At 67.9% G+C, this 25,256-nt stretch carries 22 protein-coding genes and 3 pseudogenes; 8 read left to right on the top strand and 17 right to left on the bottom strand.

Translation table 11 applies throughout. The annotated features are described in order from the left end of the window. Positions 1–47: 47 nt before the first annotated feature. Both RUR49_RS25245 and RUR49_RS25250 read right to left on the bottom strand, forming a co-directional pair. Positions 48–1,181, bottom strand: a pseudogene (locus RUR49_RS25245) (IS3 family transposase). A gap of 221 nt (positions 1,182–1,402) precedes the next feature. Next, the gene (locus tag RUR49_RS25250) at positions 1,403–1,552 is read right to left on the bottom strand and encodes a hypothetical protein (protein WP_409149370.1); all 150 of its coding nucleotides are present in this window, start codon (positions 1,550–1,552) and stop codon (positions 1,403–1,405) included. 792 nt (positions 1,553–2,344) lie between these two features. Here RUR49_RS25250 and RUR49_RS25255 point away from each other — a divergent pair. Continuing rightward, a pseudogene (locus RUR49_RS25255) lies at positions 2,345–2,506 on the top strand (transposase); the annotation flags it as partial. Between the two features lie 100 nt (positions 2,507–2,606). Here RUR49_RS25255 and RUR49_RS25260 read toward each other — a convergent pair. After that, positions 2,607–2,818 (bottom strand): annotated as a pseudogene (locus RUR49_RS25260) (transposase); the annotation flags it as partial. Positions 2,819–3,048: 230 nt separating this feature from the next. After that, on the bottom strand, positions 3,049–3,375 hold the full coding sequence (locus tag RUR49_RS25265; RefSeq protein ID WP_409149372.1) for a hypothetical protein: 327 nt from the start codon (positions 3,373–3,375) through the stop codon (positions 3,049–3,051). Positions 3,376–3,443: 68 nt separating this feature from the next. Between RUR49_RS25265 and RUR49_RS25270 the strand changes: the two genes are divergently transcribed. Together RUR49_RS25270 and ggt are read left to right on the top strand one after the other, a co-directional pair. Then, on the top strand, positions 3,444–4,106 hold the full coding sequence (locus RUR49_RS25270; RefSeq protein ID WP_409149374.1) for a hypothetical protein: 663 nt from the start codon (positions 3,444–3,446) through the stop codon (positions 4,104–4,106). Positions 4,107–4,376: 270 nt separating this feature from the next. Next, complete coding sequence (gene ggt, locus RUR49_RS25275; RefSeq protein ID WP_409149669.1) at positions 4,377–5,909, top strand: gamma-glutamyltransferase; 1,533 nt, start codon at positions 4,377–4,379, stop codon at positions 5,907–5,909. A 230-nt stretch (positions 5,910–6,139) separates the two neighbouring features. On the opposite strand, the gene RUR49_RS25280 is transcribed toward ggt, so the two are convergent. From RUR49_RS25280 to RUR49_RS25315, 8 genes are all read right to left on the bottom strand, one after another. Continuing rightward, positions 6,140–6,535, bottom strand: a complete 396-nt coding sequence (locus RUR49_RS25280; RefSeq protein ID WP_409149376.1) for a RidA family protein — start codon at positions 6,533–6,535, stop codon at positions 6,140–6,142. Between the two features lie 71 nt (positions 6,536–6,606). Then, complete coding sequence (locus tag RUR49_RS25285) at positions 6,607–8,085, bottom strand: aldehyde dehydrogenase (protein WP_409149378.1); 1,479 nt, start codon at positions 8,083–8,085, stop codon at positions 6,607–6,609. A 43-nt stretch (positions 8,086–8,128) separates the two neighbouring features. Continuing rightward, the gene (locus RUR49_RS25290) at positions 8,129–9,139 is read right to left on the bottom strand and encodes a branched-chain amino acid ABC transporter permease (protein WP_409149380.1); all 1,011 of its coding nucleotides are present in this window, start codon (positions 9,137–9,139) and stop codon (positions 8,129–8,131) included. 4 nt (positions 9,140–9,143) lie between these two features. Further along, entirely contained in the window at positions 9,144–10,034 is an 891-nt protein-coding gene (locus RUR49_RS25295) for a branched-chain amino acid ABC transporter permease (protein ID WP_409149382.1), read from the bottom strand. Continuing rightward, complete coding sequence (locus RUR49_RS25300) at positions 10,021–10,740, bottom strand: ABC transporter ATP-binding protein (protein ID WP_409149384.1); 720 nt, start codon at positions 10,738–10,740, stop codon at positions 10,021–10,023. The genes RUR49_RS25295 and RUR49_RS25300 overlap by 14 nt, the downstream gene beginning before the upstream one ends. Continuing rightward, a complete protein-coding gene (locus RUR49_RS25305) occupies positions 10,721–11,470 on the bottom strand; it encodes an ABC transporter ATP-binding protein (RefSeq protein ID WP_409149386.1) in 750 nt (249 codons plus the stop codon). Before RUR49_RS25305 ends, RUR49_RS25300 begins: the two co-directional genes overlap by 20 nt. Positions 11,471–11,548: 78 nt before the next feature. Beyond that, positions 11,549–12,775: an ABC transporter substrate-binding protein gene (locus tag RUR49_RS25310; RefSeq protein ID WP_409149388.1), complete on the bottom strand. Its 1,227-nt coding sequence runs from the start codon at positions 12,773–12,775 to the stop codon at positions 11,549–11,551. A gap of 217 nt (positions 12,776–12,992) precedes the next feature. Then, complete coding sequence (locus RUR49_RS25315) at positions 12,993–13,937, bottom strand: LysR substrate-binding domain-containing protein (protein WP_409149390.1); 945 nt, start codon at positions 13,935–13,937, stop codon at positions 12,993–12,995. A 159-nt stretch (positions 13,938–14,096) separates the two neighbouring features. On the opposite strand from RUR49_RS25315, the gene RUR49_RS25320 reads away from it, so the two are divergent. Genes RUR49_RS25320 through RUR49_RS25330 form a run of 3 tightly spaced genes read left to right on the top strand, consistent with a single transcriptional unit; the run spans position 14,097 to position 18,011 of the window. Then, positions 14,097–15,305, top strand: a complete 1,209-nt coding sequence (locus tag RUR49_RS25320; protein WP_409149392.1) for a CaiB/BaiF CoA transferase family protein — start codon at positions 14,097–14,099, stop codon at positions 15,303–15,305. Between the two features lie 31 nt (positions 15,306–15,336). Beyond that, complete coding sequence (locus tag RUR49_RS25325) at positions 15,337–15,711, top strand: hypothetical protein (protein ID WP_409149394.1); 375 nt, start codon at positions 15,337–15,339, stop codon at positions 15,709–15,711. Positions 15,712–15,755: 44 nt separating this feature from the next. Beyond that, complete coding sequence (locus tag RUR49_RS25330) at positions 15,756–18,011, top strand: N,N-dimethylformamidase beta subunit family domain-containing protein (protein WP_409149396.1); 2,256 nt, start codon at positions 15,756–15,758, stop codon at positions 18,009–18,011. A 16-nt stretch (positions 18,012–18,027) separates the two neighbouring features. Here the strand turns inward: RUR49_RS25330 and RUR49_RS25335 are convergent, their stop codons facing one another. The 5 genes from RUR49_RS25335 to RUR49_RS25355 form a co-directional block, all read right to left on the bottom strand. After that, positions 18,028–18,474 (bottom strand): type II 3-dehydroquinate dehydratase, encoded by a 447-nt coding sequence (locus RUR49_RS25335; protein ID WP_409149398.1) that lies wholly within the window; start codon positions 18,472–18,474, stop codon positions 18,028–18,030. A 4-nt stretch (positions 18,475–18,478) separates the two neighbouring features. Next, positions 18,479–19,780: a TRAP transporter large permease gene (locus tag RUR49_RS25340; protein ID WP_409149400.1), complete on the bottom strand. Its 1,302-nt coding sequence runs from the start codon at positions 19,778–19,780 to the stop codon at positions 18,479–18,481. Continuing rightward, positions 19,777–20,280 (bottom strand): TRAP transporter small permease, encoded by a 504-nt coding sequence (locus tag RUR49_RS25345; RefSeq protein WP_409149671.1) that lies wholly within the window; start codon positions 20,278–20,280, stop codon positions 19,777–19,779. Before RUR49_RS25345 ends, RUR49_RS25340 begins: the two co-directional genes overlap by 4 nt. Before the next feature lie 123 nt (positions 20,281–20,403). After that, on the bottom strand, positions 20,404–21,393 hold the full coding sequence (gene dctP, locus RUR49_RS25350) for a TRAP transporter substrate-binding protein DctP (RefSeq protein ID WP_409149402.1): 990 nt from the start codon (positions 21,391–21,393) through the stop codon (positions 20,404–20,406). 82 nt (positions 21,394–21,475) lie between these two features. Continuing rightward, complete coding sequence (locus tag RUR49_RS25355) at positions 21,476–22,384, bottom strand: shikimate dehydrogenase (protein WP_409149404.1); 909 nt, start codon at positions 22,382–22,384, stop codon at positions 21,476–21,478. Positions 22,385–22,519: 135 nt separating this feature from the next. Between RUR49_RS25355 and RUR49_RS25360 the strand changes: the two genes are divergently transcribed. Both RUR49_RS25360 and RUR49_RS25365 read left to right on the top strand, forming a co-directional pair. Further along, positions 22,520–23,206 carry a TetR/AcrR family transcriptional regulator gene (locus tag RUR49_RS25360; RefSeq protein ID WP_409149406.1) on the top strand — a complete coding sequence of 229 codons (687 nt, stop codon included), beginning with the start codon at positions 22,520–22,522 and terminating at the stop codon, positions 23,204–23,206. A 116-nt stretch (positions 23,207–23,322) separates the two neighbouring features. Continuing rightward, complete coding sequence (locus tag RUR49_RS25365; RefSeq protein ID WP_409149408.1) at positions 23,323–25,203, top strand: bifunctional sugar phosphate isomerase/epimerase/4-hydroxyphenylpyruvate dioxygenase family protein; 1,881 nt, start codon at positions 23,323–23,325, stop codon at positions 25,201–25,203. Positions 25,204–25,256: the final 53 nt, after the last annotated feature.

Below are 25,256 nucleotides of genomic sequence, written 5' to 3' on the forward strand. Positions count from 1 at the left end.
TTCGGCGGACAGATTGGCGACTTTGCTAAGCTTGGTTCTGGTGTCTGTCACGCCGCCTTATCAATGCCGTCGCAGGCCGTGTGGACCTCCTCCGGCGTTCTGCCGTCGAGGGCCGAGTGAGGCCTCACGCGGTTGTAGTAGCTGAACCACCTGCCGATCCCCGCCCGGGTCTCGGAACCGGTCTTGAAGGCCTTGAGGTAGATGCCCTCGTACTTCAGCGACCGCCAGAGGCGCTCGATGAACACGTTGTCCATCCACCGGCCGCGGCATCCATGGAGATCCGCACGCCGGGGTCCAACAGCACCTCGGTGAAGCGCGGGCGGGTGAACTGGCTGCCCTGGTCGGTGTTGAAGATGCCGGGCCGTCCGAACCGGGACAAGGCCTCTTCCAGCGCCTCGATGCAGAAGTCGGCCTCCATGGTGCTACTCAGCCGCCAGGACAGAACCCTGCGGCTGTGCCAGCCCATGATGGCGACCAAGTACAGGAAGCGGCGTCGCATCGGTATGTAGGTGATGTCGGCGCACCAGACTGGTCAGGCTCCTCGATCGCCATGGTCCGCAGGGGATAGGGGAAGACGCGGTGCTGTGGATGCCGCACCGTGGTCTTCGGCCGCTGGTAGATGGCGGCCAGCCCCATGCGGGCCATGAGGCACCGCACGCGCTTGTGCCCGACCTCATGTCCCCGCCGGCGAAGATGGCGCACCATCTGCTGCGAGCCGGACCAAAGCGTCTTGAGGAACTGGCCGTCGATCGCTCGCATGATGGCGAGGGTTTCGAGGCTTTCGGTCCGCAGGCCGCCGTAGAAGGCCGACCAACTGATGCCGACCAGGGCGCACTGGCGCGTGATCAGCAGCTGAGGGTGATCCGGTTCGATCATCTCCCGTCTCGCCCCCACGCGCAGCGCCCGGAGGCGCGACGCATAAAATCCCGTTCCACCACCAGTTAGCCGATATTGGCATGGAGCTGGTCGCTCTCGCCCTCGCGGGCGGCATCGACCGCTTCCGCCTTGACGGAGAACACCGTGGCCATTGCCTCGACGTCCTGCTTCTTCTAGGCGTTGACCATGGTCTGGTGGACGCCGTGCCTGGCGGCCATCTGAGCCACCGTCGGCTCCCCGCACAGCGCCTCCAGGGCCACCTTCGCCTTGAAATCCGCAGAATACCGCTTCCTCTTCCCCGTCATCGAGCTCGTCCTTCCGTCAGGCCGGACCATGCTTAGCTCCCTGTCCGGATTCCGGGGACCAACTCAAATCAACAGCGACCATGTCAATCAGGCCGCGGTCACCCGCCCCGTCGTGGGCCTGCCCGGGTGTGAGGAGAGAGCGATCGGCAGGCCGTTGGTGTCGACTACGGCGTGGGTTTTGGCCTTCAGCCCGCCCCCTCAAGCGCCCCAAGCATCTGTGGTCAGGGTTGTTCCCGGCGGTGGGGAGCGGCGGGAAGGCCGCCCTTTTTGGCGTTCGCACCGTGCTGGCGGACGCGGATGGTGGTGAAATCGATCATCTGGATGTCGCCGTCGTAGGCCTTCGAGACCGCCTCGAAGATGCGGTCCCACACGCCGTTTTTCGGGCCTCGAACGAAGCGGTTGTAGCGGGGCTTGAACGGGCCGCAGCAGTCCGGGATGTCGGCCCAGGACCAAAGCCGGTGTGCAGGCGCCAGCAGATGCAGTTCAGCACCGTCCTGTCGTCCGCCCGTAGCACCCTCCGGGGCTTGCCCGGCAACAAGGGCCGATAATCTCTAAACCCATATCCACCGCGGTGTCTGGTCAGGCACAGCCGACACAGAAGCCTCCGGGGACTGAAGCGAGCGCAAGACCGGCCTAGAAAATCCGGAACTCATTTCCGTTGCAGCGAGAGAAGGTAAGCGACCACATCGCGCTTCTCGTCATCGAACAGGCGGTAGATTGTCATCGGAAAGTGATCTTCCTCTAGAAATCGGACGAAGTAGGCCTCGTCGCGACCGGGACGTTGGACAATCTCCTCATAGGGCGGTGCCATGTCGGGATTTGGCGGGTCAGTTGCCCGGAGGTGACATAGCCGGCACCACTGACCCACCACCTTCTCGCCGCGCGTTGCCGCCTCGTCGGCCAGTACCGGTTTGATGGCCAACAGCGCGATGGCCGCGAACACTACCGAGTAGGCCCTCGCCGCTCGCCCGATTCTCGATGCACCCATGCTGCGTTTGGCCCTCGGAGTTTCCACATTTGAGTTGAGTGTAGCCTGGAGTTTCTCGTACCCCGCTACGCCGTCACCGACAAAGCAGGCCGCTTCATCGCGACGAATCGCAACGCCGGCGGCGGCATAGCGCTCAAGCTGACGGAGATGCAGACCGAGCACGAGCTGCTTTTGTCGCATCTTCGACAACGGCCGCATCGAGATCGATGTGACCGTCGTAGAACGATCGATCCGTCCGATCGCTCTCACCCGCAAGAACGCGCTCTTCGCGGGCTCCGACGGCGGCGCCGAGCACTGGGCGACCACCGCATCGCTCGTCGATACCGCGAAGTTCAACGTCCTCCTGACCAGCCCCACGTCGGTGGTCCGATTCGATTGTTGGTTCATGTGTCGGGTGTCCGCCACGGTAAGCGCGTCCGCTGGAGCCGGCCGGGGTTGCGCAGCCGGGCATTCGCCGCCTCGAGCTCCTTCAGGCGCCTCACCTGGTCGCCCTTCAGCCCGCTGTCCTCGTCCGCCAGCGGTAGTAGGTCACGTCCGTCACCCCGATCGACCGGATCGCCTCCGCAAGGGATTGACCCTGCGCCGTCAGCACCTCAACCTGCCGCAGCTTCGCGACGATCTCCTCCGGCTTATGCCGCTTCCTCGCCATCTGTCCGTCCTCCAAATGGGCTCAAAATCCATACCTCAGGGAGGACCACTTCAAAGGGGGCAGGCCAGGTCCAGCAAGTCCCGTACCGCGTCATAGATCGCTCGGATAGCGCCCGCCGACCCGCTCGAACCTCTCGCGATGCTCAGCCGTCCACATCCTGAACCGCTCTCCCGATCTCCGATCACGGGACAGGAATCATGCAGCCGAGGCGTGTGCCACAAACTTTTGGGTCAGGCCCTTAGCCGTTCAGTCTCTGCCACGATCCATTCGCAGAAGGTCGCCGCTTCCGGCCTCAGATGGACATTCTCCGAGGTGGCCAGGAAAAAGGCCGGTTTCAGCAAAAGCGTCGTCGGCAGGCACTGCACCAGGGCACCACTCTTGATCAGGTCCTCGACAAGATGGCCCCAGCCGAGGGCGTCGCCCTGGCCATTGACCCCCGCCTGGATCAGCAGCGGGTAGTTGTTGAAGTGCATACCGCCCGATGGGACACCGCGGCCTAGTCCAACGGCGCGCAGCCAGACACTCCAGTCGGCGTCGGTCGAATCGAATGGCGGCATGCTTGTCGTCGAGATCGGCCAGGTACTCGATCGCGAAAAGCCGCTGCTTAGGGCTGAGAACTCAATGCATGCAGTGGATCGTCGTCGATGGGCTGTCATTCGTCGCTGGGGCGGGTCTGCCGACGGTGCCGGTGCTGCCGGACTGGCGCCGCATCGCCCGCGCGCCGTGGGCCGAGGAGGTGTTCCTCGGCCTCGCCGGGCGCTTCGGCGAGGGCGAGGCGCGGGCAACGGTGGCGGAACTCGCCAGCCGCTCACTGGCGCTCGCCTTCCTGCCGACGCCCCTCAACGTCGTCGGATGGTGCTTTCCGGTCGAGGTCGACCCGACCTGGCAGGAGGCGACACAGCTCGTCGGCCTGCTGGCGCCGCTGCCGCGGCCGTTGTGGATCAGTGTCTACGACAGTGCCAACGTCGGCGCTGCGACGCTGGCAGACTGGCTCACCGGATGGCTGCCGGGCGATGTCGGCGTGTTCTTCCAGGACGGCGTCGGTGTGCACGCCCGAACGCCGGCGACCGCCCGCGACTATGCGGACGCGCTAGCGGATCGGCTGGGTCGGGATCGACTGTGCATCATCGTGGAAGCGTTTCGGCCACTCGTCGGCGGCGGCGTCCGTCCCGCAAAGGCAGGCGACCGCCAGCCGGAGTTCGCCGCCTGCGTCGACTACCCGATCTACCTCTTCAACGGTCCTCATTTCGCCGGCAATCGACTAATCGACGAGATCGCGTCGGCCTGACCGGCCGGGCCATCGCGGAGGACAATAATGGCATAGTTCCAACGGTGACAGCAGTTGCGACGGGATGGCTCAAGTGTGCTGCGAATGCAGAGATTTGCGCAAATGCGAGCCAATGCGAGGCAACTAGAGATGAAGGCCCGCATCCGGTTCCTGCCCTCCGCCACTACGCACAAGTTCCCACGACTGCGACGGACTACGCGCTGCCCAGAGCAAAATGACCGCGCCGGGCTTCCAGCCTGCTCCATGCCCCTTGCGCTCGGCGTCAATGGCATGGCAGCGACCTCCCATCCGCTCGCGACGCTCGCCGCCATCGAGGTCCTGCGCCGCGGCGGCAACGCCGTCGATGCGGCGATCGCCGCTGCGGCGGTGCTGTGCCTTGCCGAGCCGCACATGACGAGCATCGGCGGCGACTGCTTCGTCCTCTATTCGCCGGCCGGCGGGCTGCCGATCGCCCTCAACGGCTCTGGCCGGACGCCGGCAGCAGCGACGCTCGACTGGTATCTGGAGCGCGGTTTCACTGCGATCGACGAGCGCACGCCGCACGCCGTCACGGTGCCGGGCTGCATCGATGCCTGGTTCCGCCTGCATGCCGACCACGGCTCGCGCGACATGGCGGAATTGCTGCAGCCGGCGATCGACCTCGCCGAAGCCGGATGCCCCGTGGCGCCGCGCGTTGCCTTCGACTTTGCCGGCTCGTCGCGCCAGATCGCCGAAGATGCTGTCGCCTCGCGCATCCTCATGAAGAACGGCGCTCCGCTCCTGTGCGGCGACCGTGTCATCAACCCGCTCCTGGCGGAGACCTTACGCCGGATCGCACGCGAGGGCCGCGACGCCTTTTATGAAGGACCGATCGCCGAGGACATGGTCACCCGCCTCCGCTCTCTCGGCGGGCTGCACTCCCTCGACGACTTCGCCGCTCAGCGGAGCGTCTACGAAACACCGATCGCGTCCCCCTACCGCGGACACGACGTCTACGAATGCCCGCCGAACGGCCAGGGCGTGGTCGCCCTCATGATCCTCGGCACGCTGGGCGGCTACGATGTGGCGGCGGGGGGACTGAGCGAACCTGAGCGCATCCACCTCTTCGCCGAGGCGACCAAGGCCGCCTATCGGACGCGCGACGCCGCGATCGGCGATCCGAGCGGTGCGCCCGCCGACGTGTCTCAATGGCTCAACCCGGTCTACGCCGCGTCCGTTCGCGCCCGCATTCGGGTGGACGTCGCATCCGAGGCTGTCGACTGGGACGAGCCGGAACACAAGGACACCGTCTACATTGCCGTCGTCGACCGCGACGGCAATGCGATTTCCTTCATCAACTCGCTGTTCGCAGAGTTCGGCAGCGGCATCATGGCGCCGAGAAGTGGCATCCTGCTGCACAGCCGCGGCTCAATCTTCCGCGTCCTGCCCGGGCATCCGAACGCCATTGCGCCGCGCAAACGGCCGTTGCACACAATCATTCCCGGCATGCTGGTCAAGGACGGACGCGCGGTGATGCCGTTCGGCGTGATGGGCGGACACTACCAGGCCTCTGGCCACGCGCAGTTCCTCTCGGCGATGCTCGACGACGGCCTCGACCCGCAACAGGCGTCGGAGGTACCGCGGAGCTTCGCCTTCGGCGGAACACTGCAACTCGAGAAGACCATTCCGAATGAGGTGGCTGCCGACCTCGCGCGGCGCGGCCACCGTATCGAGCGGGCTGTGAAGCCGCTCGGCGGTAGCCAGGCGATCTTCATCGACCACGCGCGGGGCCTGCTTGTCGGCGGCTCCGATCCTCGCAAGGATGGAATTGCACTTGGCTATTGAACGCAGCGAGTGTGCACATGGTCGCCGATCGCGTTCCTGGCGGCGTGCCACTTTCAAGTGGTCACGCAGCGCAATTCGCCCGCGCTACTCGATCTCCTACTACCCGCAACCGACGCAGAGACGCACCCCGGTCGGACTTAGGCATGTGCGTGAGTTGAAATCTGGATAACTCTAGGTCTGGCGCCTTGCGGCATTGACTGGGATAGCGGCGGCGGCGCGAGACCGGCCGCCTACTCCTCCACGTTGGCGACGCCGTCGATCTCGACGAGCCAGTCGGGATGGGCGAGGCCGGCGACAACCAGTACCGTGGTCGCCGGATATGGCTTGGCGAAGTACTTCTGCCGCGCCTTCATCACGTCGCCGAGGAAGGCGCGGTCGGTGACGTAGACGACGATGCGGCAGACGTCCGCCATCGTCGCGCCGTCGGCCTCCACCAGCGCCTGCATGTTGGCAAGGACGCGGTCGGCCTGGACGGCGGGATCGCCGATGCCGACATTGGCGCCGGTCTCGTCCTGCGACACCTGGCCGGCGATGTAGATCGTCCGCGCGCCGGTGGCGGCGACGGCCTGCGAGAACGGTGACGACGACTGGAACACCTTCGGCGTCGAGATGAAGCGGTGGGGCACGGCAAGCTCCTGCAAGGTAGGGTGTCGGCGTCGATGGGGCTGGCGCCGGGCGAGGCCGGCGCCGGAGGCCGTCAGCGCAGCGCGAACGGGCTCGGGAAGGTCGGGTTGGTGTCGATCCAGGCGCTCTTCGTCTGCAGGTAGTCGAGGATCATCTCCTGCCCGTTGACGCGGCCGATGCCCGAACTCTTGTAGCCACCCATCGGTGAGGTGAACGACACCGCCCGGTAGGTGTTCACCCAGACGGTGCCCGCCTGCAGCCGCTTCGTCATCGTCAGCGCCCGCGTGATGTCCTGCGTCCACACGCCGGCGGCCAGCCCATAGACGACGTCGTTGGCGATGCGGATGGCGTCCTCGTCGTCCTTGAAGCGGATGACCGAGAGGATCGGGCCGAACACCTCCTCCTGCGCGATCCGCATGCCGTTCTCGACGCCGGAGAAGATCGTCGGCTCGACGAACCAGCCGTCGCCGCAGCCGGCGCGCGTCGCCTTGCCGCCGCCGAGCCTGAGCGTCGCGCCGTCGGCGCGGGCGATGTCGATGTAGTCGAGCGTCTTCTGGTACTGCGGGCGAGTGGTGATCGGCCCGATCTCGGTGCCCATGTCCATCGGATCGCCCATCTTCGCACTGCCGGCCATGGCGAGCAGGCGGTCGAGGAACTCGTCGTGGATGCTGTCGTGCAGCAGCAGCCGCGAGCCGGCGATGCAGGTCTGGCCGGAGGCGGCGAAGATACCGGCGATTGCGCCCTTGACCGCGTTGTCGAGGTTGGCGTCGGCGAAGACGATGTTCGGCGACTTGCCGCCGAGCTCGAGGCTGATGCGCTTCAGGCCCTTCGCAGCCGCCATGTTGACGCGCTCGCCCGACGCCACCGAGCCGGTGAAGGCGATCTTGCGCACCAGCGGATGCTCGATCAGCGGCTGGCCGACCTCCGGCCCGTAGCCGGTGACCACGTTGACGACACCCGGCGGAAAGCCCGCCTCCTCGAACAGCTTGACGTATTCGAGCGCCGAGGTGGAGGTGAACTCCGACGGCTTGATGATGACGGTGTTGCCGGCGGCGAGTGCCGGCGCGATCTTCCAGGTGGCGAGCAGCAGCGGCGAGTTCCACGCGGTGATTGCCACGCAGACGCCGAGCGGTTCGTGCAGGGTATAGTTGAAGACGCCGGGCTTATCGATCGGGATGACCGCACCCTCGATCTTGTCCGCCAGTCCGCCGTAATAATAGAACCACTGCGGGATGTAGCGGAGCTGGCCGAGCATCTCGACCTTCAGCTTGCCGTTGTCGCGCACCTCGCAGTCGGCGAGGAACTCCGCCCGCTCGGCGATGAGGTCGCCGACGCGGCGCAAGAGAGCGCCGCGCTGCGTCGCCGTCAGCGTCGGCCACGGGCCGGTGGTGAAGGCCTTGTGGGCGGCCTCGGCGGCGCGCGCCGCATCCGCCTCCCCGCCGCGCGCAACCTCGGCCCACACCTTGCCGGTGAACGGGTTCTCGGTCTCGAACCACGCGCCGGAGGCGGCCTCGCACCACTCTCCGCCGATGTACATCTTGTAGCGGTCCATGCGGTCCTCGCGTGTCGTTGTTCTTGGATGGACAGGTGGCGGCTCAGGCGACCGGGGAGCCGGCCGCGTCGCGGCTCGCGGACGGTGCCGGCGGCGGATCGGGGCGCCGCGCCAGGCGGCGGCCGACGGCCTCCAGCGCCGCGATCAGGCCGCGCGGGAAGAAGCGCAGGATGACGACGATCATCACCGCGATGACGAGGTAGCGCCCCGGCCCGAGCCCGACCATCGATTCCGAGACGAGCGTGAACACCACCGCCCCGAGGATCGGCCCCCAGATCGTGCCGATGCCGCCGAGCAGCAGCATCGAGAGCGCCAGCGTGATGAAGGCGAAGCCGAACATGTCGGGGCTCGCCGAGCGGGTGTACTGCGCATAGAGCGCGCCGGTGGCGCCGGTGAAGATCGCGCTCGCCATGAAGATCATGAGCCGCACGCGGGCGAGCGCGACGCCGCGGCTCGTCGCATAGGCCTCGTTGTCACGCAGCGCGACGACGGTGCGGCCGAAGTCGGAGCGCATCAGCCGGGCGCAGAACAGCGTCGAGAGGGCGAGCAGCACCAGCGCCGCGTAGTAGTAGCCGAGGTTCTGGTGGTCGCGGAACGAGAAGTCGCCGATCGACAGCGGCGGGATCTGCACAAGCCCGAAGCTGCCGCCGGTGAGGTCGCGCTGGTTCAGCACGATCTGGAAGCAGAGCTGCGAGAAGGCGAAGGTGACGAGCACCACATAGATACCCTTCAGCCTGAGCACCGGGATGCAGACGACGACGCTCGCGATCACCGCGGCGGCGATGCCGGCCGGCAGCCCGAGCCAGGGCGAGAAGTCATAGACCTTCGTCAGGATGCCGGCGGCATAGGCGCCGATGGCGAAGAAGGCCATGTGGCCGAAGTTGAAGACGCCGGCATAGCCGAGCGTCAGGTTCCAGCTCGACACCATCACCGCATAGAGGATGGCGACGATCGAGACGTGGCGGACATAGCTGCTGTCGCTGACGAGCGGCAGCAGGATGAGGGCGGCGAAGAAGGCCGCCTTGGCGATCGTCGCCGGTTTCAGCGCGCCCATCGCCTCACCGCCTGCCGAGCAGGCCGGTCGGCCTGAGGATAAGGATCAGGATGAACAGCGCGAACAGGATCGCCTGCGTCCAGTAGGCGCCGACGAAGTAGGTGCTGGAGGATTCGAGGAACCCGACCGCATAGGCGCCCACGGCGGTGCCGGCGAACGAGCCGAGCCCGCCGAGGATGACGACGATGAACGCCTTCAGCAGCGGCTCCGCCCCCATGCCGGGGGTGATGAAGCGGATCGCCCCGAGCAGCACCCCGGCCATGCCGGCGAGCCCGGCCGACAGCGCGAAGGCGACCGAATAGGCGAGCCGCACATCGATGCCGACGAGCAGCGCCGCGTCGCGGTTCTGCGCCACCGCGCGGATGGCGGCGCCGATCCAACTGAACTTCAGGAACGCCCACAGCGCGAACAGCACGAGCGGCGCCAAGAGGATGATGACGAACTCGTGCGCCGAGATCGGCACGCCGGCGAGCCGCACGTTGCCCTCGACCAGCTTGTCGAGCTGCTTGATGCGCGGCCCCCAGATCAGCAGCGCGGCGTTTTCCAGGAAGAACGCGGCCGACAGCGTGGTCATCACCGCGATCAGCACGATGTCCTTGCGGCCGAGGAAGGGCGAGACCAGCAGCTTGTCGGCGAGCACGCCGAGGCCGGCCACAGCCGCCACCGCGACGGCGAAGCCGGCGGCGAGGCCGAAGCCGAGGCCGCGGTCGTCGGCCACCGTCCAGGCGATATAGGCGCCGAGCGTCATGAACACGCCGTGGGCGAAGTTGAAGACGCCGAGCGTCGTCCACACCAAGGACAGGCCGATCGCCATCAGCGCGTAGAGCGAGGCGAGCACCAGCCCGCTCACCAGGATCGACTGCAGCGCCGGCAGGATCGCGTCAAGCGAGGCCAAAATACATGTCCATGATCTCGCGGTTGTCGAGCGCGTCGCCGGCGGCGAACTCCCGCTCCATCCGCCCCTCGTGCAAAAGGTAGAAGCGTGTCGTCAGCGCGAGCAGAAACTTCACGTCCTGCTCGACGAGGAGGAGCGGCATGCCGGCGGCGGAGATCGCCACGATCGCCTGCGAAAGCTCCTCCTTCAGCTTCGGCGACAGGCCGAGCGTCGGCTCGTCGAGCATCAGGAGCTTCGGCTTCGCCATCAGCCCGACACCGATCGACACCATCTGCCGCTCGCCCCCCGACAGCGTCCGGCAGAGCTGGCGACGCCGCTCGGCAAGCCGCGGGAAGAGGGCGAACACCTCCTCCATCGTCTCGCGGTGGCCGGCGCGCAGCCGCCGCTGGTAGGCGCCGAGCCGGAGGTTCTCCTCGACCGTCATGTCCGGAAACAGCGCGTTGCCCTGCGGCACGTGCACGAGGCCGGCACCGACGATCGCTGCCGGCGTGGCGCCCGCGATCGAGGCATAGGCAAGCCTGATGTCGCCCTTCCACGGCCTGAGCAGGCCGGAGATCGCCCGCATCAGCGTCGTCTTGCCGTGACCGTTCGGACCGATGATGCCGATGCGCGCACCGGCCTCGACCGTCATCGACACGCCGCGCAGCACGCGGGTGCGGCCGTAGCCGGTCTCGAGGTCCCGGACCTCAAGCAGCGGCGAGGTCACGACCCGCTCCGGCACCGAGATAGGCCTCCACGACGCGCGGATCGCGCACCACGTCGACAGGGTCGCCGCTCGCCAGCACGCTGCCGAAATTCAGCACGACGAGGCGCGCCGACACCGACATCAGCAGCGAGATGACGTGCTCGATCAGCACGATGGCGACGCCGGTGGCGTTGATCGCGCGGATCAGCGCGATCGTCCCTTCCACCTCCGGCTGCGAAAGGCCGGAGGCCGGCTCGTCGAGCAGCAGCAGCTTCGGGCGCAGCGCCAGCGCCGTGGCGATCATCAGCTTCTTGCGGTCGAACACCGAAATCTCGCCGGCCGTCCGGTCGGGAGACGCGGCGACGCCGACAAACTCGAGGAGCCGCCGCGCTTCCCGCACCCGCTCGCCATGGCCGAGGCCGTCACGCCGCTGCGCCAGCGCCGTCAGCATGTTGTCTTCGACCGACAGCGTCTCGAAATCGGTCTCGGTCTGGAAGGTGCGGGCGATGCCGCGGCGCGCGATCAGGTGCGGCGCCAGCCGCTCGATGCGCTCGCCGGCGAAGGTGATCGCGCCGCGGTCGGGTCGAAAGGGAATGCCGGTGATGATGTTGAACAGCGTGCTCTTGCCGCTGCCGTTCGGGCCGGCGATGCCGAGCACCTCGCCGGCCGCCACCGAGAACGAGACGCCGTCGACCGCTCTCAGCGCCCCAAACGACTTGCCGACATCGTCGAGCACCAGGAGGTCCGTCATCGTCCGTCCGTCATCCTCGTCGTCGTGGGCCGCGCGGGCCGACGGATCGCCCGCCCGCGCGCCGATGCCGTCACGCCCTCACTTCGTCCACGGCGGCGCCTGGTAGTCGCCGGTGGCATACTTGGAAGGATAGATGGTGATCCGCTCGCCGTCCCAGATCTGGTAGAACTGGATCGGCAGGTAGTCGTCGCCCTGGATCGACAGGTGCGTCGCCGGGTCGAACTTCACCCGCCCGTGCACCATCTCCTTGTCGACGTTCGCCAGATACTCGTTGATCGCGGCGTAGTTCGAGGCGTCGCCGACCTTCTCCAGCGCGTCCTTGTAGAGATAGACCATCTCGTAAACGATGTAGCCATAGATCGAGCTGTCGTAGCCGAACTTGTCAGTATACTTCTTGCCGATCTCGGCGGTGCGGGCGTTCACCTTCGCGCTCACCGGGCCGCCGAGCATGTTGTAGAGCACGCCGGTGGAGTTCTTGCGGGTCAGCTCGACGAACTCCGGCACCGACGGGGCGTACTGGATGAACAGCAGCGAGTCGGTCGGGTCTTCCATGAACTGGTTCATGAAGGCCGCCGCGTTCGACGACGACGCCTCGGTGTTGATGATCACCGCCGGCGGGTTGGCACGGATCTTCGACAGCATGACGCGCCAGTCGTTGATCTCGACGGGCGGCACGACGTCGTCGAACGTCACCGTCCAGCCCTTCTCCGCCATCGCCTTCTTCAGGCCGTTGTAGATCGGCATCGAATAGGGATTGTCGGAGCCGATGATCGCGAGCGTGCGCTCCTTCGGCGTGAACTTGCCCGACTTGATCAGCTCTTCCAGCACCAGCGGGAACTCGGTCTGGTAGGCGTCGTAGGACGGCGCCAGGCTCCAGACGTTCTTGAACTTGTCCGGGTTAGGGGCGATGATCGAGCGATACTGGTTGGAGTTGGCGGCGACCATGTAGGGCACGCCGATCTCCGCCACGTAGTCCATCTCGAATCCGCTGAGGCTGCCGAACGGGGTGACGATGGCGCCGAGGTTCTCCGTCGCCTTCAGCCGCTCCACCGCGCTCAGCACACTGTCCGGCGTCATTTCCTTGGTGTCGAACTGCTCGACGTTGAACTGGTAGCCGGCGACGCCGCCGGCGGCGTTGATCTCCTCAGCGGCCAGCAGCGCGCCGTTGTAGCCCTCGACGGCGTCAGCGGCGAACGGGCCGGCGAAGGCGCCGAGCACCCCGAGCGTTACGGTCTTGTCGGCGGCGATCGCCGGGGAAAGCTGCAGGGAGGCTGCGAGGCCGAGCGCGACGAGCGCCGTTCGCATCAGGCCGGCACGAGGTCGTGGAGCGCATCCGGGTGCAAAAGCCATGATCCAGTCCCCTTTATTGATCGTCGAGCGCGTCGAAGACGTGTCGTTCCTGCGCATTGCGACGACGGATGCAGCGGCAGCCGGGTGCGCACACTGAACGGACGGAAGAAAGACTATGGACGGGCCCGGACAGCGAGAAGGCGCCAAATTCGGATGGCGAGATAGCTTTTGACTATGGCAGCGGCGCCGGCTCCGCCGGCCGCGGCGAGAGCATCAGCGTGCCCCGCCAGCGGTCGGTGGCGATCAGGCTCACGGCGAGCTCGCGCACGAGCCGGCGCACGGTGTCGGCGGCGCGCAGCAGCGGCCGGTCGGCCGCCGTGGCGATCTCGACGTGGCGGGTGATGCCCGGCCGCGTCACCTTCAGCCCGTGCAGCGTGCCGGCGGCGCACTCCTGGCCGATCGCCGACCACGGCAGCACCGAATAGCCGAAGCCGGAGGCGACCAGCTGCTTGATCGCCGGCAGCGCGTCGAGCTCCGACTTGATGGTCAGGCTCTGGCCGACCGAGGCGGCGTAGCGCTCGATCAGCGAGCGGACGCCGTGCGCCTGGCTCGTGAGGATCAGCGGCAGGCCGGAGAAGTCGTCGGCGGTGACCTCGCTGCGCTCGCCCGCGAAGATGCCTGGCGCGCTGACGAGATAGAGGTCCTCGATGAGGAGCGGCTCGAGCGCGATGCCCGGCGCCTGGCCGGTATCGAAGCCGATCGCGAGGTCGATGCGGCCGGCCTGCACCCACTCCATCAGGAAGCCGCTGTGATTCTCGATGATCCTCAGCTGGATCTTCGGATAGCGGCGCTCGACCTCAGTCAGGAGTGGCAGCGTCAGCACCAGTGAGGTGCTGCTCGGCAGGCCGACCGTCACCTTGCCGGACGGGTTGGCAGAGTGGTCGCGGACGTCGCGGGCGGCGTGGTCGATCTGGCGCAGGATCGATTCCGCGTGGCCGAGCAGGATCGTCCCGCACTCCGTCGCCGTGACGCCGCGCGTCGAGCGGGAGAGCAATTGCACGCCGAGCTCCGCCTCGAGATTGGCGACGTGCTGGCTCAGCGCTGGCTGCGCGACGTGCAGTTCCGCCGCCGCCTTGGAGAGGCTGCCGCAGCCGACGATCCTGACGAAATAGCGCAACTGCCGGATATCCATGCCCCGGTCATAGCATTTTGCTCTAGTCCCAGAACATTCATGTTTTTGATTGCGCCCTGGAAATTTGCAAGACGAGAGAGGCGGCTTCGAGATCAGAGCCGACATCGGCGTCGTAGTCGCAAGGCGAGTACCAAGAGGAACACGGTGCAGGACAGACCCGCTCCGCTCGCCGGCATCCGCGTCGTCGACATCGCGACGTTCGTCGCCGCCCCCTATGCGGCATCGATCCTCGGCGAGTTCGGCGCCGAGGTGATCAAGGTCGAGCAACCCGGCGAGGGGGATCCGCTCCGCCGCTTCGGCTCGCCCTCGGCGCGCGCCGGCGACACCTATTGCTGGCTGAGCGAGGGGCGCAACAAACGCTCGATCACCCTCGACCTGCGCAAGGAGCGCGGCAAGGAACTGTTCCGCGAGCTCGTCGCCGGCGCCGACGTCGTCTGCGAGAACTTCCGCCCCGGCACGCTCGAGAAGTGGGGCATCGGCTATGACGCCCTGAAGGCGGTCAACCCGCGGCTGATCATGCTGCGCATCTCCGGCTACGGCCAGACCGGACCCTATCGCGACCGCCCGGGCTTCGCCCGCATCGCCCACGCCTTCTCGGGCCTCGCGCACCTCACTGGCATGCCGGGCGGCCCGCCGCTCACCCCCGGCTCGACCTCGCTCGCCGACTACGTCTCGGGCGCCTACGGGGCGATCGGCGTGCTCTTGGCGCTGCGCAGCCGCGACCAGACCGGCCTCGGCCAGTCGATCGACCTTGCCCTCTACGAGCCGATCTTCCGCATGCTCGACGACCTGGCCCCCGCCTTCGCGGCGCTCGGCACGACGCGCGGCCGGCTCGGCACCGGCACCACCAACGCCTGCCCGCACGGCCACTTCCAGGCCGCCGACGGCGGCTGGGTGGCGATCGCCTGCACGAACGACAAGATGTTCGCCCGCCTCGCCGCCATCATGGGCCGGCCGGGGCTCGCGGCCGACGACGTCTACGGCCGGGCGGCGGTGCGCATCGCCAACTCTGCTGCCGTCGACAAGCTCACCGCCGACTTCGTCGCCTCGATGTCGACCGACGCGCTGATCGAGGCGTGCGTCGCCGGCGAGGTGCCGTGCGCCCGCGTCAACACCATCGCCGACATCTTCGCCGACCCGCAGTTCCAGGCCCGCGAGAGCCTGGTGACGCGCCACGACGAGACGCTCGGCGACGTCGTCGTGCCGGGGCCGCTGCCGCGACTGTCAGAGACGCCCGGCCGCATCGACAGCCTGGGTCCCCTGCTCGGCGCCGGCAATGCCGAGGTCTACGGCACGCTGCTCGGGCTGTCGGAGGCGGAGATCGCGACGCTGAAGGCGGACGGCGTGATATGACCGGTGCAGAGCCAGCGGTCGGAGGATGAGGATGCAGCGGGGCGACGGCGCGAACTTCGATCCGGTGCTCGACACGCCGATCCCGGTGCGCGACCCGCTGATGCTCGAACGCCTGAAGGCCGATAGCCGGGCGCTCTACGAGGAGTTCCGCGCGACGCCCGTCGGCAAGCACACGCCGAACCTGCAGTTCATCCTGCAGCTGTTCCGCGGCGCGCCGGTGCCCGGCAAGTACGCCCTCGTCGCCGTCGAGCCGCACCGCCGCTGGGTGCTGGCGCAGATGACCGGTCGGCGCGGCGATCCCGTCGTCACCTATCCGGACGTCACCTTCACGGACCTCGCCGAGGCGGAGCGCGTCGTCTACCGCCTCAGGTGGAAACAGCTCACAGGCGAGACGATCGAGCCCTGACCGGCGCGGCCATCGCACCCGCGCCACCTGACCCGAGGACGAGGATGCCGCGAGACCACATCGTCGGCTACGCCGACCGCATCAGCGTCGCGCCGGGCGACACCATCTCCTTCATGGTGAGCGCCGTCGGCACCACCTCTTTCGACGCCGACATCGTCCGCGTCCGCTGCGGCGACCTCAATCCCGAGGGTCCGGGCTTCCAGGAGACGGTGATCGACACGCCTGCCTCCGGCAGCTACCCGGCGCGCGAGCAGCCCTGCCGGAGCGGCTCGGCCATTCGGGTCCCGCCCTCCCCTGCGCTCGACGCGCTGACGAGCTTCACCGTTCAGACGACGATCTGGCCGACCACCCCCGGCGGCCGCCGGCAGGCGCTGCTCGGCACGTGGGACGACAGCGGCAAAGCTGGCTTCGCGCTCGTCATCGAGGCGAACGGCGCGCTCGGCGTGCGCATCAGCGACGGCTCGGGGGACGTCTTCGCGCTCGACACCGGCGTGCCGCTCGTCACCCGCCGCTGGGCCTTCGTCGCCGCGACCTATGATGCGGCCACCGGCACCGTCACGCTGGTGCAGGAGCCTGTCTTTCCGACCGGCCCCGGCGACGTGGAGGCCCACGCCGAGGGCCGTGCGCCGCCCGGATGGCGAGCCACTACTGGCGCCGTGTTCCTGATGGCGGCGTGGAGCGAGGGCGAGGCCGGCGGCAAGCCGCTCACCGGCGGCCACTACAACGGCAAGATCGAGCGCCCGCGCCTCGCCGCCCGCGCCTTCGACCGGCTGGAGATGGAGCGCGCCCGCGCCGACGCGATCCCCCATGCCCTCGCATCGGACATCCTCGGCTGGTGGGACTTCAGCGACGGCATCGAGACGACCACCGTCCGCGATCTCTCCCGCAACCGCCTCGACGGCCGGCTCGTCAACCTACCGGCGCGCGGCATGACCGGCTCGAACTGGACAGGCGAGGAGGACAACTTCAACCACGCCCCGCACGAATACGGCGCCATCCACTTCCACGACGACGACATCTATGACGCCGGCTGGGAGCCGAGCGTCACGCTGACGGTGCCGGACGATCTGCCGAGCGGCGTCTATGCCTGCCGCGTCACCGGCGGCGGCATGGCCGACCGTATCCCGTTCTTCGTGCGGCCGCCGCGTGGCACCGCCACCGCCCGCGTCGCCTTCCTCGCCTCCACCGCCACCTACCTCGCCTACGCCAACTTGAACCCCGTGCCGTTCGATATCGCCGAACTGTTGTCGGGCCGGCTCCTCGTCGTGCACGAGGCGAACCGGCTGATCGACGAGCATCCCGAGTGGGGGCCGTCGCTCTACGACGTCCACTCCGACGGCAGCGGCGTCTGCTACTCTTCGTGGTTCAGGCCGATCCTCAACCTCCGGCCCGGCTATGTCAGCCAGTTCGGCGGCAAGGGTTCGTCGCTGCGCGAGTTCAACGCCGACACCCACATCCTCGACTGGCTGGAGGCGACGGGCACCGCGTTCGACGTGATCACGGATCACGATCTCCACGCCGAGGGCCACGCGCTGCTCGCCCGCTACCCGGTCGTGATGACCGGCACCCACCCGGAGTACTTCTCGAGCGAGATGTGGGACGCCACCAAGGCCTACACCGACGGCGGCGGCCGGCTGATGGTGATGGGCGGCAACGGCTTCTACTGGCGCGTCGGCTTCCACGCGGAGCTTGCGGGCGTCATGGAGGTGCGCCGCAGTGGACCGGCGATCCGCACCTGGGAGACCCAGCCCGGGGAGGCCGTGCAGAGCTTCGACGGCCGCCGCGGCGGCCTGTGGCGGGCGCTCGGGCGGGCGCCGCAGTCGATCGGCGGCGTCGGCTTCGTCGCCGAAGGCTTCGACCTCGGCACCTACTACCGCCGCACGCCGGAAAGCCTCGATCCCTGCGCCGCTTTCATCTTCGCGGGGCTCGCCGACGACGAACTGATCGGCGACTTCGGCCTGCAGGGCGGCGGTGCCGCCGGCGTCGAGATCGACCGCGCCGACGTCGCGCTGGGCACCCCGCCGCACGCCCTCGTGCTCGCCACGTCCGAGGGGCACTCGGAGTCCTACCGCATCGTCAACGAGGAGGTGTCGATCATGATCCCGAACGTCACCGCCCCGACGAACGCCCGCATCGCCGCCGACATGGTGTTCTTCGAGACGACGAACGGCGGCGCGGTCTTCAACACCGGCTCGATCGCCTGGTCCGGCAGCCTCAGCCACGCCGACTACGACAACAACGTCGCCCGCATCACCGGCAACGTGCTCAGGCGCTTCCTCGACGAGACGCCGTTTTCATGACAACCGCCGCCGGGCGTCAGCGGCCGGCCCCGCGGTCGAGCAAGCCCGCCATCGCGGCGACCGCCGCCGGGTAGCCGGCCGGCCCGAGGCCGGCGATCACCGCGGTCGCGACCCTGGAGACCAGCGAGCGATGGTAGATCTCCTCACGCCGGTGGATGTTGGAGATGTGCAGCTCGATCACCGGTCGGGCGGACATCTTCAGGGCGTCGATGACCGGCACCGAGCTGAACGTCAGGCCGGCGGGGTTGATGACGATGCCGGCGCCGGCGTCGATCGCCTCGTGGATCCACTCGACGATCTCGCCCTCGTAGTTCGACTGCAGGAAGCGCAGCGGCCTCTCCCCGGCCGCCTCCCGGCACGTCGCCTCCACGTCGGCGAGCGTCGCCCGGCCATAGATCTCCGGCTCGCGCGTGCCGAGGCGATTGAGGTTCGGGCCGTTGATGACGAAGATCGGTGCGGTCATGGCCTCATCCTTGGTAGCCCATCAGGCGCGGGAGCCAGAGCACGAGATCGGGAAAGAAGGTGATCGCCGCCAGCGCGGCGAACATCACGTAGAGGAAGGGCATCACGTCGAGGACGAGCGCCTTCAGGGGCACCTCGGCGATCCGCGTCATGATGAACAGCAAGAGCCCGTAGGGCGGCGTCACCAGCCCGAGCATGATGTTGACGACGACGACGACGCCGAAGTGCACCATGTCGATGCCGAGCGCCTGCGCGGTCGGGATCAGCACCGGCACGATGACGAGCAGGATCGTCGTCCCCTCGAGCACGCAGCCGAGCAGCAGAAGCAGGATGTTGACCAGGATCAGGAAGCCGAGCGGCGAGAGGTCGAAGCCCGTCAGCAGCGCCTGCACCGAGGCGGGAATGTTCTCGACGGTGATGACGTAGTTGAAGACGAGCGCCCCGGCGAGCAGCATGCCGATCGAGGCGCTCGTGCGGGCGCTGACGAGGACGGAGCGGTAGAGGTCGGCGAGGCTGACGCTGCGGTAGAACACCGCCGAGATCAGGAGCGCGTAGGCGGCGGCCACGGCGGCGGCCTCGGTCGGGGTCGTCACGCCCGAATAGATGCCGCCGAGCAGCACCACCGGCATCATCAGAACCGGGAACGCCCGCCAGGTGATGCCGGGCAGCCGTCGGAGCGGGATCGGCGGCTCTACGGGGAAGTTCCGCCGGCGCGCGATCGCCGCGACGAGGGCCATCTGCGCCAGCGCCATCAACAGGCCCGGAACGACACCGCCCAGGAACAGGTAGCCGATCGAGGCATCCGACACGAGCGCGTAGACGATCATCGGGATCGACGGCGGGATGATCGGCCCGACGACGGAGGTGACGGCAGTGAGCGCCGCGGCGAAGCTTGCGGTGTACTTGCCGTCCTTCGTCATCATCAGTTGGATCATCCGGCCGGTGCCGGCGGCGTCGGCGATCGCCGAGCCCGACATGCCTGCGAAGATGATGCTCTGCAGGATGTTGACGTGGGCGAGCCCGCCGCGGAAACGGCCGACGAAGGCGTCGCAGAAGCGCAGCAGCCGCTCCGACATCGAGCCGATGTTCATGAGTTCGGCGGCGAGGATGAACAGCGGCACGGCGAGGATGACGTAGTTCACGTACATCCCGTTGAGGATCTGCTCGGCCACGGTGCCCATGTCGAGCCCGGCGAGCAGCAGATAGAGGACCGACCCGGCGATCATGGCATGGCCGATCGGCAGGCCGAGGAAGGCGAGCGCAGTGATCGCGACGAGGGAGATCGAGAACGGGCTCGCGAGGTTCACAGGCCCGACCCCGTGCCCTCGCCCGCAGCGGGCGGCTCACCGACCAGGGCGCGCCAGCCGAGCCAGAGATAGCGCGCGATCGCCGCCACCACGAAGACGACGTAGACCGAGAACAGCCAGTCGAAGCGGATCTTCAGGTAGGCGGTCTTCTCCACCTTCATGAAGGTCACGTAGTCGACCACCGCCGGCAGCGACACGGCATAGAGCGCGACCAGCGACAGCGCCGAGACGAGGAACATCACACGCCGCGTCCGCCGCCCCGCCATGGAATAGAAGAGGTCGAAGCGGATCTCCTCGTCCTCGCGCAGCACGAAGGCGGCGCCCCACAGCACGAGCCAGATCCACAGCACGAGCGACAGTTCGTTCGTCCAGCCGACCGGCAGGTCGAGCAGGTAGCGGAAGACGATCTGCACGAGGAAGGCGACGAACATCACCGCCAGCATCGCCGCGATGAGGTTCTCGCTCAGCCGGTAGAGCCGGGCGCCGAGGCCGCGCACCATCGTCTGCAAAGGGCCGTGCTCCCTCGGGGGCGGGCGTCTCGCCCGCCCGAGCCGCTGGTCGAAGACGCCCCGGAGGGCGCGCGGACCGGGGCACGCCTTGGACGGCGCGCCCCGGGTCTGTCGTCAGAGAGCGTTGATCTTCTCGACGATCCCCGGCGCCCAGTCCTTGGCGAGATCCGAGGCGAGATACTTCTCCTGCGCGAACGAGCGGAAGGCCGCGACGTCGGGCTCGTAGATCTTGAGGCCGCGCTCGGTGAACGTCGCCGCGAGGTCCTTCTCGCGGGCGAGGTGCTTCTCGGTGCTCATGGCGATCGCCTCGTCGGCGGCCTTCTGGAACTCCGCCTGCGTCTCCGCCGACATCTCGTTCCACACCTTGCTGGAGACGACCAGGAGGTCGAAGCCGACGAGGTGCGAGGTCATGACGATCTGCGACATCACCTCGTAGAACTTCATGTTCTCGACGTTCGGCAGCGGGTTGTCCTGGCCGTCGATCGCCCCGGTCTGCAGCCCCGTGTAGACCTCGGCATAGGCCATCGCGACCGGGTTCGCCCCGAGCGCCGAGCCGAGGAACTGCCAGGCGTCGCCACCGGGCATGCGGAGCTTGATGCCGGCCATGTCGGCGGGCGTCTTGATCTCCTTCTCGGGCTTCAGTCCGACCTGGCGGGTGCCGAAATAGGTCGGTCCGAGGATGCGCACGCCGAGCTGGTCCTCGGCCATCTTCGACATTTCCTGGCCGACGTCGCTCGCGAAGAACGCCTTCAGATGCGCCGCGTCGCGGAACAGGTAGGCGGACGTGAGCACCGACCAGGCCGGGATCTGCTTGGAGATGTCCTGCGGGGCGATGTTGCCCATCTCGAGGTTGCCGCGCTGCAGGGCGACGAGTTCGGTGCCCTGCTTGAACAGGTTGCCGCCGTAGTAGCCCTCGAAGATGAACTCGTCGGTGATGGCGTTCGAGAACATCTTCATCATCTCGGCGCGGATGTCCTGCTCGGAGAACACCGCCGAGAAGCGCAGCTTCGGCTTGTCCTGCGCGAAGACCCCCGTCGGCCGCGCCAAGGCGAGCGCGCCGGCACCGGCGAGGCCGGCGGCGAGGAGTGTGCGTCGTGTCGTCATCTGGAAGTCCTCCCTGTCTGATTTTCATTCATCGTTGCTTTGGCCGCCGCCCGGTCCCGGTCCTGCCTCGGTGAGCCCTCCCTCAGGCGGCGGCTTCGAAATGGCCGGTCATCGCCACCGGGTCGGGCGCGAGCCCGGTGAAGAGCTCGAAGGCCCGGACCGCCTGGTAGATCGCCATGCCCGTGCCCGGCAGGACGCGGCAGCCGATGGCGCGGGCATTGCGCAGCAATTCGGTCTCGGCCGGGAAATAGACGATGTCGGCGACCCACTGCGCCGGCGTCAGGGCGGCCGTATCGAGCGGTGTGCCGGGGTATTTCGCCATGCCGATCGGCGTCGTGTTGACGATACCGTCGGCGCCGCGGACATCGCCGCTGCCGACCCGGACGCGCCCCGGCGCGATCGCCGCGAAGCGGCCGGCCAGCGCCGCGGCCGCTGCCCGGTCAAGGTCGACGATCACCAGGTCCTCGACGCCGAGCTCGATCAGGGCGTGGGCGACCGCCGCCCCGGCGCCGCCGGCACCGAACTGCACGACCTGGCGCAGCGGTGCCCCCTGCATCGTCTCCTCGAAGCTGCGGGCGAAGCCCCAGCCGTCGGTGTTGAACCCGAGCGACTGGCCGTCGCGGAAGACGACGGTGTTGGCGGCGCCGATCACAACGGTCTCCGGTGACGGCTGCGAGACGTGGGCGAGAACGCGGCGCTTGAACGGATGGGTGACGTTGAGGCCCCGGAAGCCGAGGTCCTGAACCGCCGCCAGGACCTCGCCGAGCGCCTCGTCGGGCAGCCCCAGCGCGTCGAAGTCGATCAGCCCGTAGGCGTAGTGCAACCCGAGCCGGGCGCCTTCGCTCTCGTGCATGGAGGGCGTGCGGGAGGCCTGGATGCCCCGGCCGACGAGACCGACCACGAGCCCGCCGTCCCTCCCCGTCCGGCGGCCGGGACGGCCGTCGGCAAGGCCGGCGAGACGCTCGCGAAGTGTGCCCAACTCGACGGACAAGACGCCTCCCCGCGCGGGAGCCGCAGCCGGGCTCCCTTGTCATTCGTTGGCCCCCGCCGATAAATGGCACGGACTGATCGAGACAATGTACGAACTAGATAGTTTGGTCAACGACCCGAGGGCGAGACGCGGCGGATGGCGACCCGAGACGACACGCGCCGGCGCAAGGCGGACGGAGCCCCGACGCGGCAGCAGGATCCGGAGGGCACCCGGCGAAACATCCTCGAGATCGCGTCGGAGGAGTTCGCGCTGAACGGGCTGTCGGGGGCGCGGATCGACGAGATCGCCGCGCGCACCCGCTCGTCGAAGCGGATGATCTACTACTACTTCGGCGACAAGGAGGGCCTCTACCTCGCCGCGCTGGAGAACGCCTACCGGCTCGTGCGCGAAGGCGAGGCGGAGCTCGACACCGACGGCCTGCCGCCGGTCGAGGCGCTGCGGCGTCTGGTCGAATTCACCTTCGACCATCACCACCAGCACGAATCCTTCATCCGCATGGTGATGATCGAGAACATCCACCACGCCGACTATCTCGACCGCTCCGAGGTCATCCGGCAGCTGAACGTCACGGCGATCGACAACATCGCCAGCATCTACGCGCGGGGAGTGGCGGAGGCGTGGTTCCGGCCCGGTCTCGACCCCGTCGACCTGCACTGGCAGATCAGCGCGCTCTGCTTCTTCAACGTCTCCAACCGGGCGACCTTCTCGCGCATCTTCGACCGCGACCTCGGGAGCCAGGAGGCCCAGGCAACCCTGCGCGGCCAGGTCGTCGACATGGTGCTGCGGTACGTCATGCGCGCGGACCGGCTCGACGCCGAGTAGCGGCGCCGCTACCCGCCCGCGCCCGTCGCCCCGACGAGCCGATCTTGCATACCAACCGGCCCACGAGTAATTCGTTATGTACGAACTAGTTCGTTTATAAAAGGTGGGAGGACGGGATGCGGACGTCGATCGCCACGGTGTCGATCAGCGGCGACTTCGCCGAGAAGCTCCAGGCCATCGCCGCGGCCGGCTTCGACGGCATCGAGATCTTCGAGAATGACTTCCTCGCCTTCGACGGCTCGCCGCGCGATGTCGGCCGCATGGCCCGCGACGCCGGCCTCGTCATCACGCTGTTTCAGCCGTTCCGAGACTTCGAGGGACTGCCGGAGCCGCTTCGCTCACGCGCGTTCGAGCGCGCGGAGCGCAAGTTCGACGTGATGGGTGAGCTCGGAACCGACCTCATCCTCGTCTGCTCGAGCGTCTCGCAAGCCGCGCTCGGAGGCATCGACCGCGCCGCCGCAGACTTCCACGAACTCGGCGAGCGCGCTGCCCGACGTGGCATCCGCGTCGGCTACGAAGCGCTCGCCTGGGGGCGCTTCATCAGCGATCACCGGGATGCGTGGGAGATCGTCAGGCGAGCCGATCATCCGAACATCGGCCTCGTCCTCGATTCCTTCCACACCCTCGCACGCCGCATCGACGTCGACAGCATCCGTGCCATCCCGGCCGACAAGATCTTCATCGTCCAACTCGCCGACGCCCCGGCGGTGCCGATGGACCTGCTCCATTGGAGCCGGCATTTCCGCAACATGCCGGGCGAAGGCGACCTGCCGGTGAAGGCGTTCATGCGGGCCGTCGCCGCCACCGGCTACGACGGCTACCTGTCCCTCGAGATCTTCAACGACGTCTTCCGCGGCGGCTCCTCCAAGGCGATCGCCATCGACGGGCATCGCTCGCTCGTTGCCGTCATGGACCAGGTCCGCCGAGAGGAGCCGGGAGTCCGCATCTCCGTACCGCCGATGCCGGACAGGGCCCCTGTCGAAGGCATCGAGTTCGTCGAGTTCGCCGCGGACGACAAAGGCGGCTCTGCGCTCAAAGCCGCGCTTTCGTCGCTCGGCTTCGCGGAGGCCGGCCGGCACCGCTCCAAGGATGTCACGCTGTTCCGGCAGGGGCAGATCAACATCGTCGTCAACCGGGACCGCGCCGGCCTCGCCCGCTCGTCCTTCCTCACCCACGGCACCTCGGCCTATGCGATCGGCCTGCGCGTCGCGGATGCCGCCGAGGCGGTCGCCCGCGCCCGCGCGCTCGGCGCTGAAACCTTCGAGCAGACGGTCGGCCCCGGCGAACTCGTCATCCCGGCGATCCGGGGCGTCGGCGGCGGGCTCATCTACTTCCTCGACGGCGTTTCCTCCCTCGCGCGCGTCTGGGAGATCGAGTTCGACGTCGCCGACGACACCAGGAACGACGATGCCGGGCTGACGAGGATCGACCATCTCGGGCAGACCGTCGAACAGGACGAGATGCTGTCCTGGCTGCTCTACTACACGTCGATCTTCAGCACCGAGAAGGCACCGCTGGTCGATGTCGTCGACCCCGGCGGCCTCATCCGCAGCCAGGCGATCGAGACGCCGGACGGAACGTTCCGGCTGGCCCTCAACAGCACCGACAGCCGGCGGACCATGGCCGGACGCTTCATCGCCGAAAGTTTCGGCTCCGGTCTCCAGCACATTGCCTTCGCCTGCCGGGACATCTTCGCCGCTGCTGCCGAGATGTCTCGCAGGGGTTTCGAGGCGCTCCCGATCTCCCAGAACTACTACGACGACGTCGAGGCGCGCTTCGGCCTGGATCCCCAGCTGTCCGACGGCCTCCGGGCCGCAAACATTCTCTATGACCGCGACGATGCCGGCGAATACTTCCAGCTCTATGCCCCGGCGTGGGACACGGGCTTCATCGTCGAAGTGGTGGAGCGACGTGGGGGATATCGCGGCTACGGCGCATCGAATGCGCCGTTCCGCATCGCCGCCCAGAAGCGTCTGATGGCGCAGCGACGGCCCTGAAGCGGCCCCGGCGAGCGCAGCCCCGAGGGCGTGTGGTCGAACCGCCGGTGCCG

This window comes from Pseudoxanthobacter sp. M-2 (assembly GCF_046156265.1).
Lineage (GTDB): Bacteria > Pseudomonadota > Alphaproteobacteria > Rhizobiales > Segnochrobactraceae > CAMDHY01.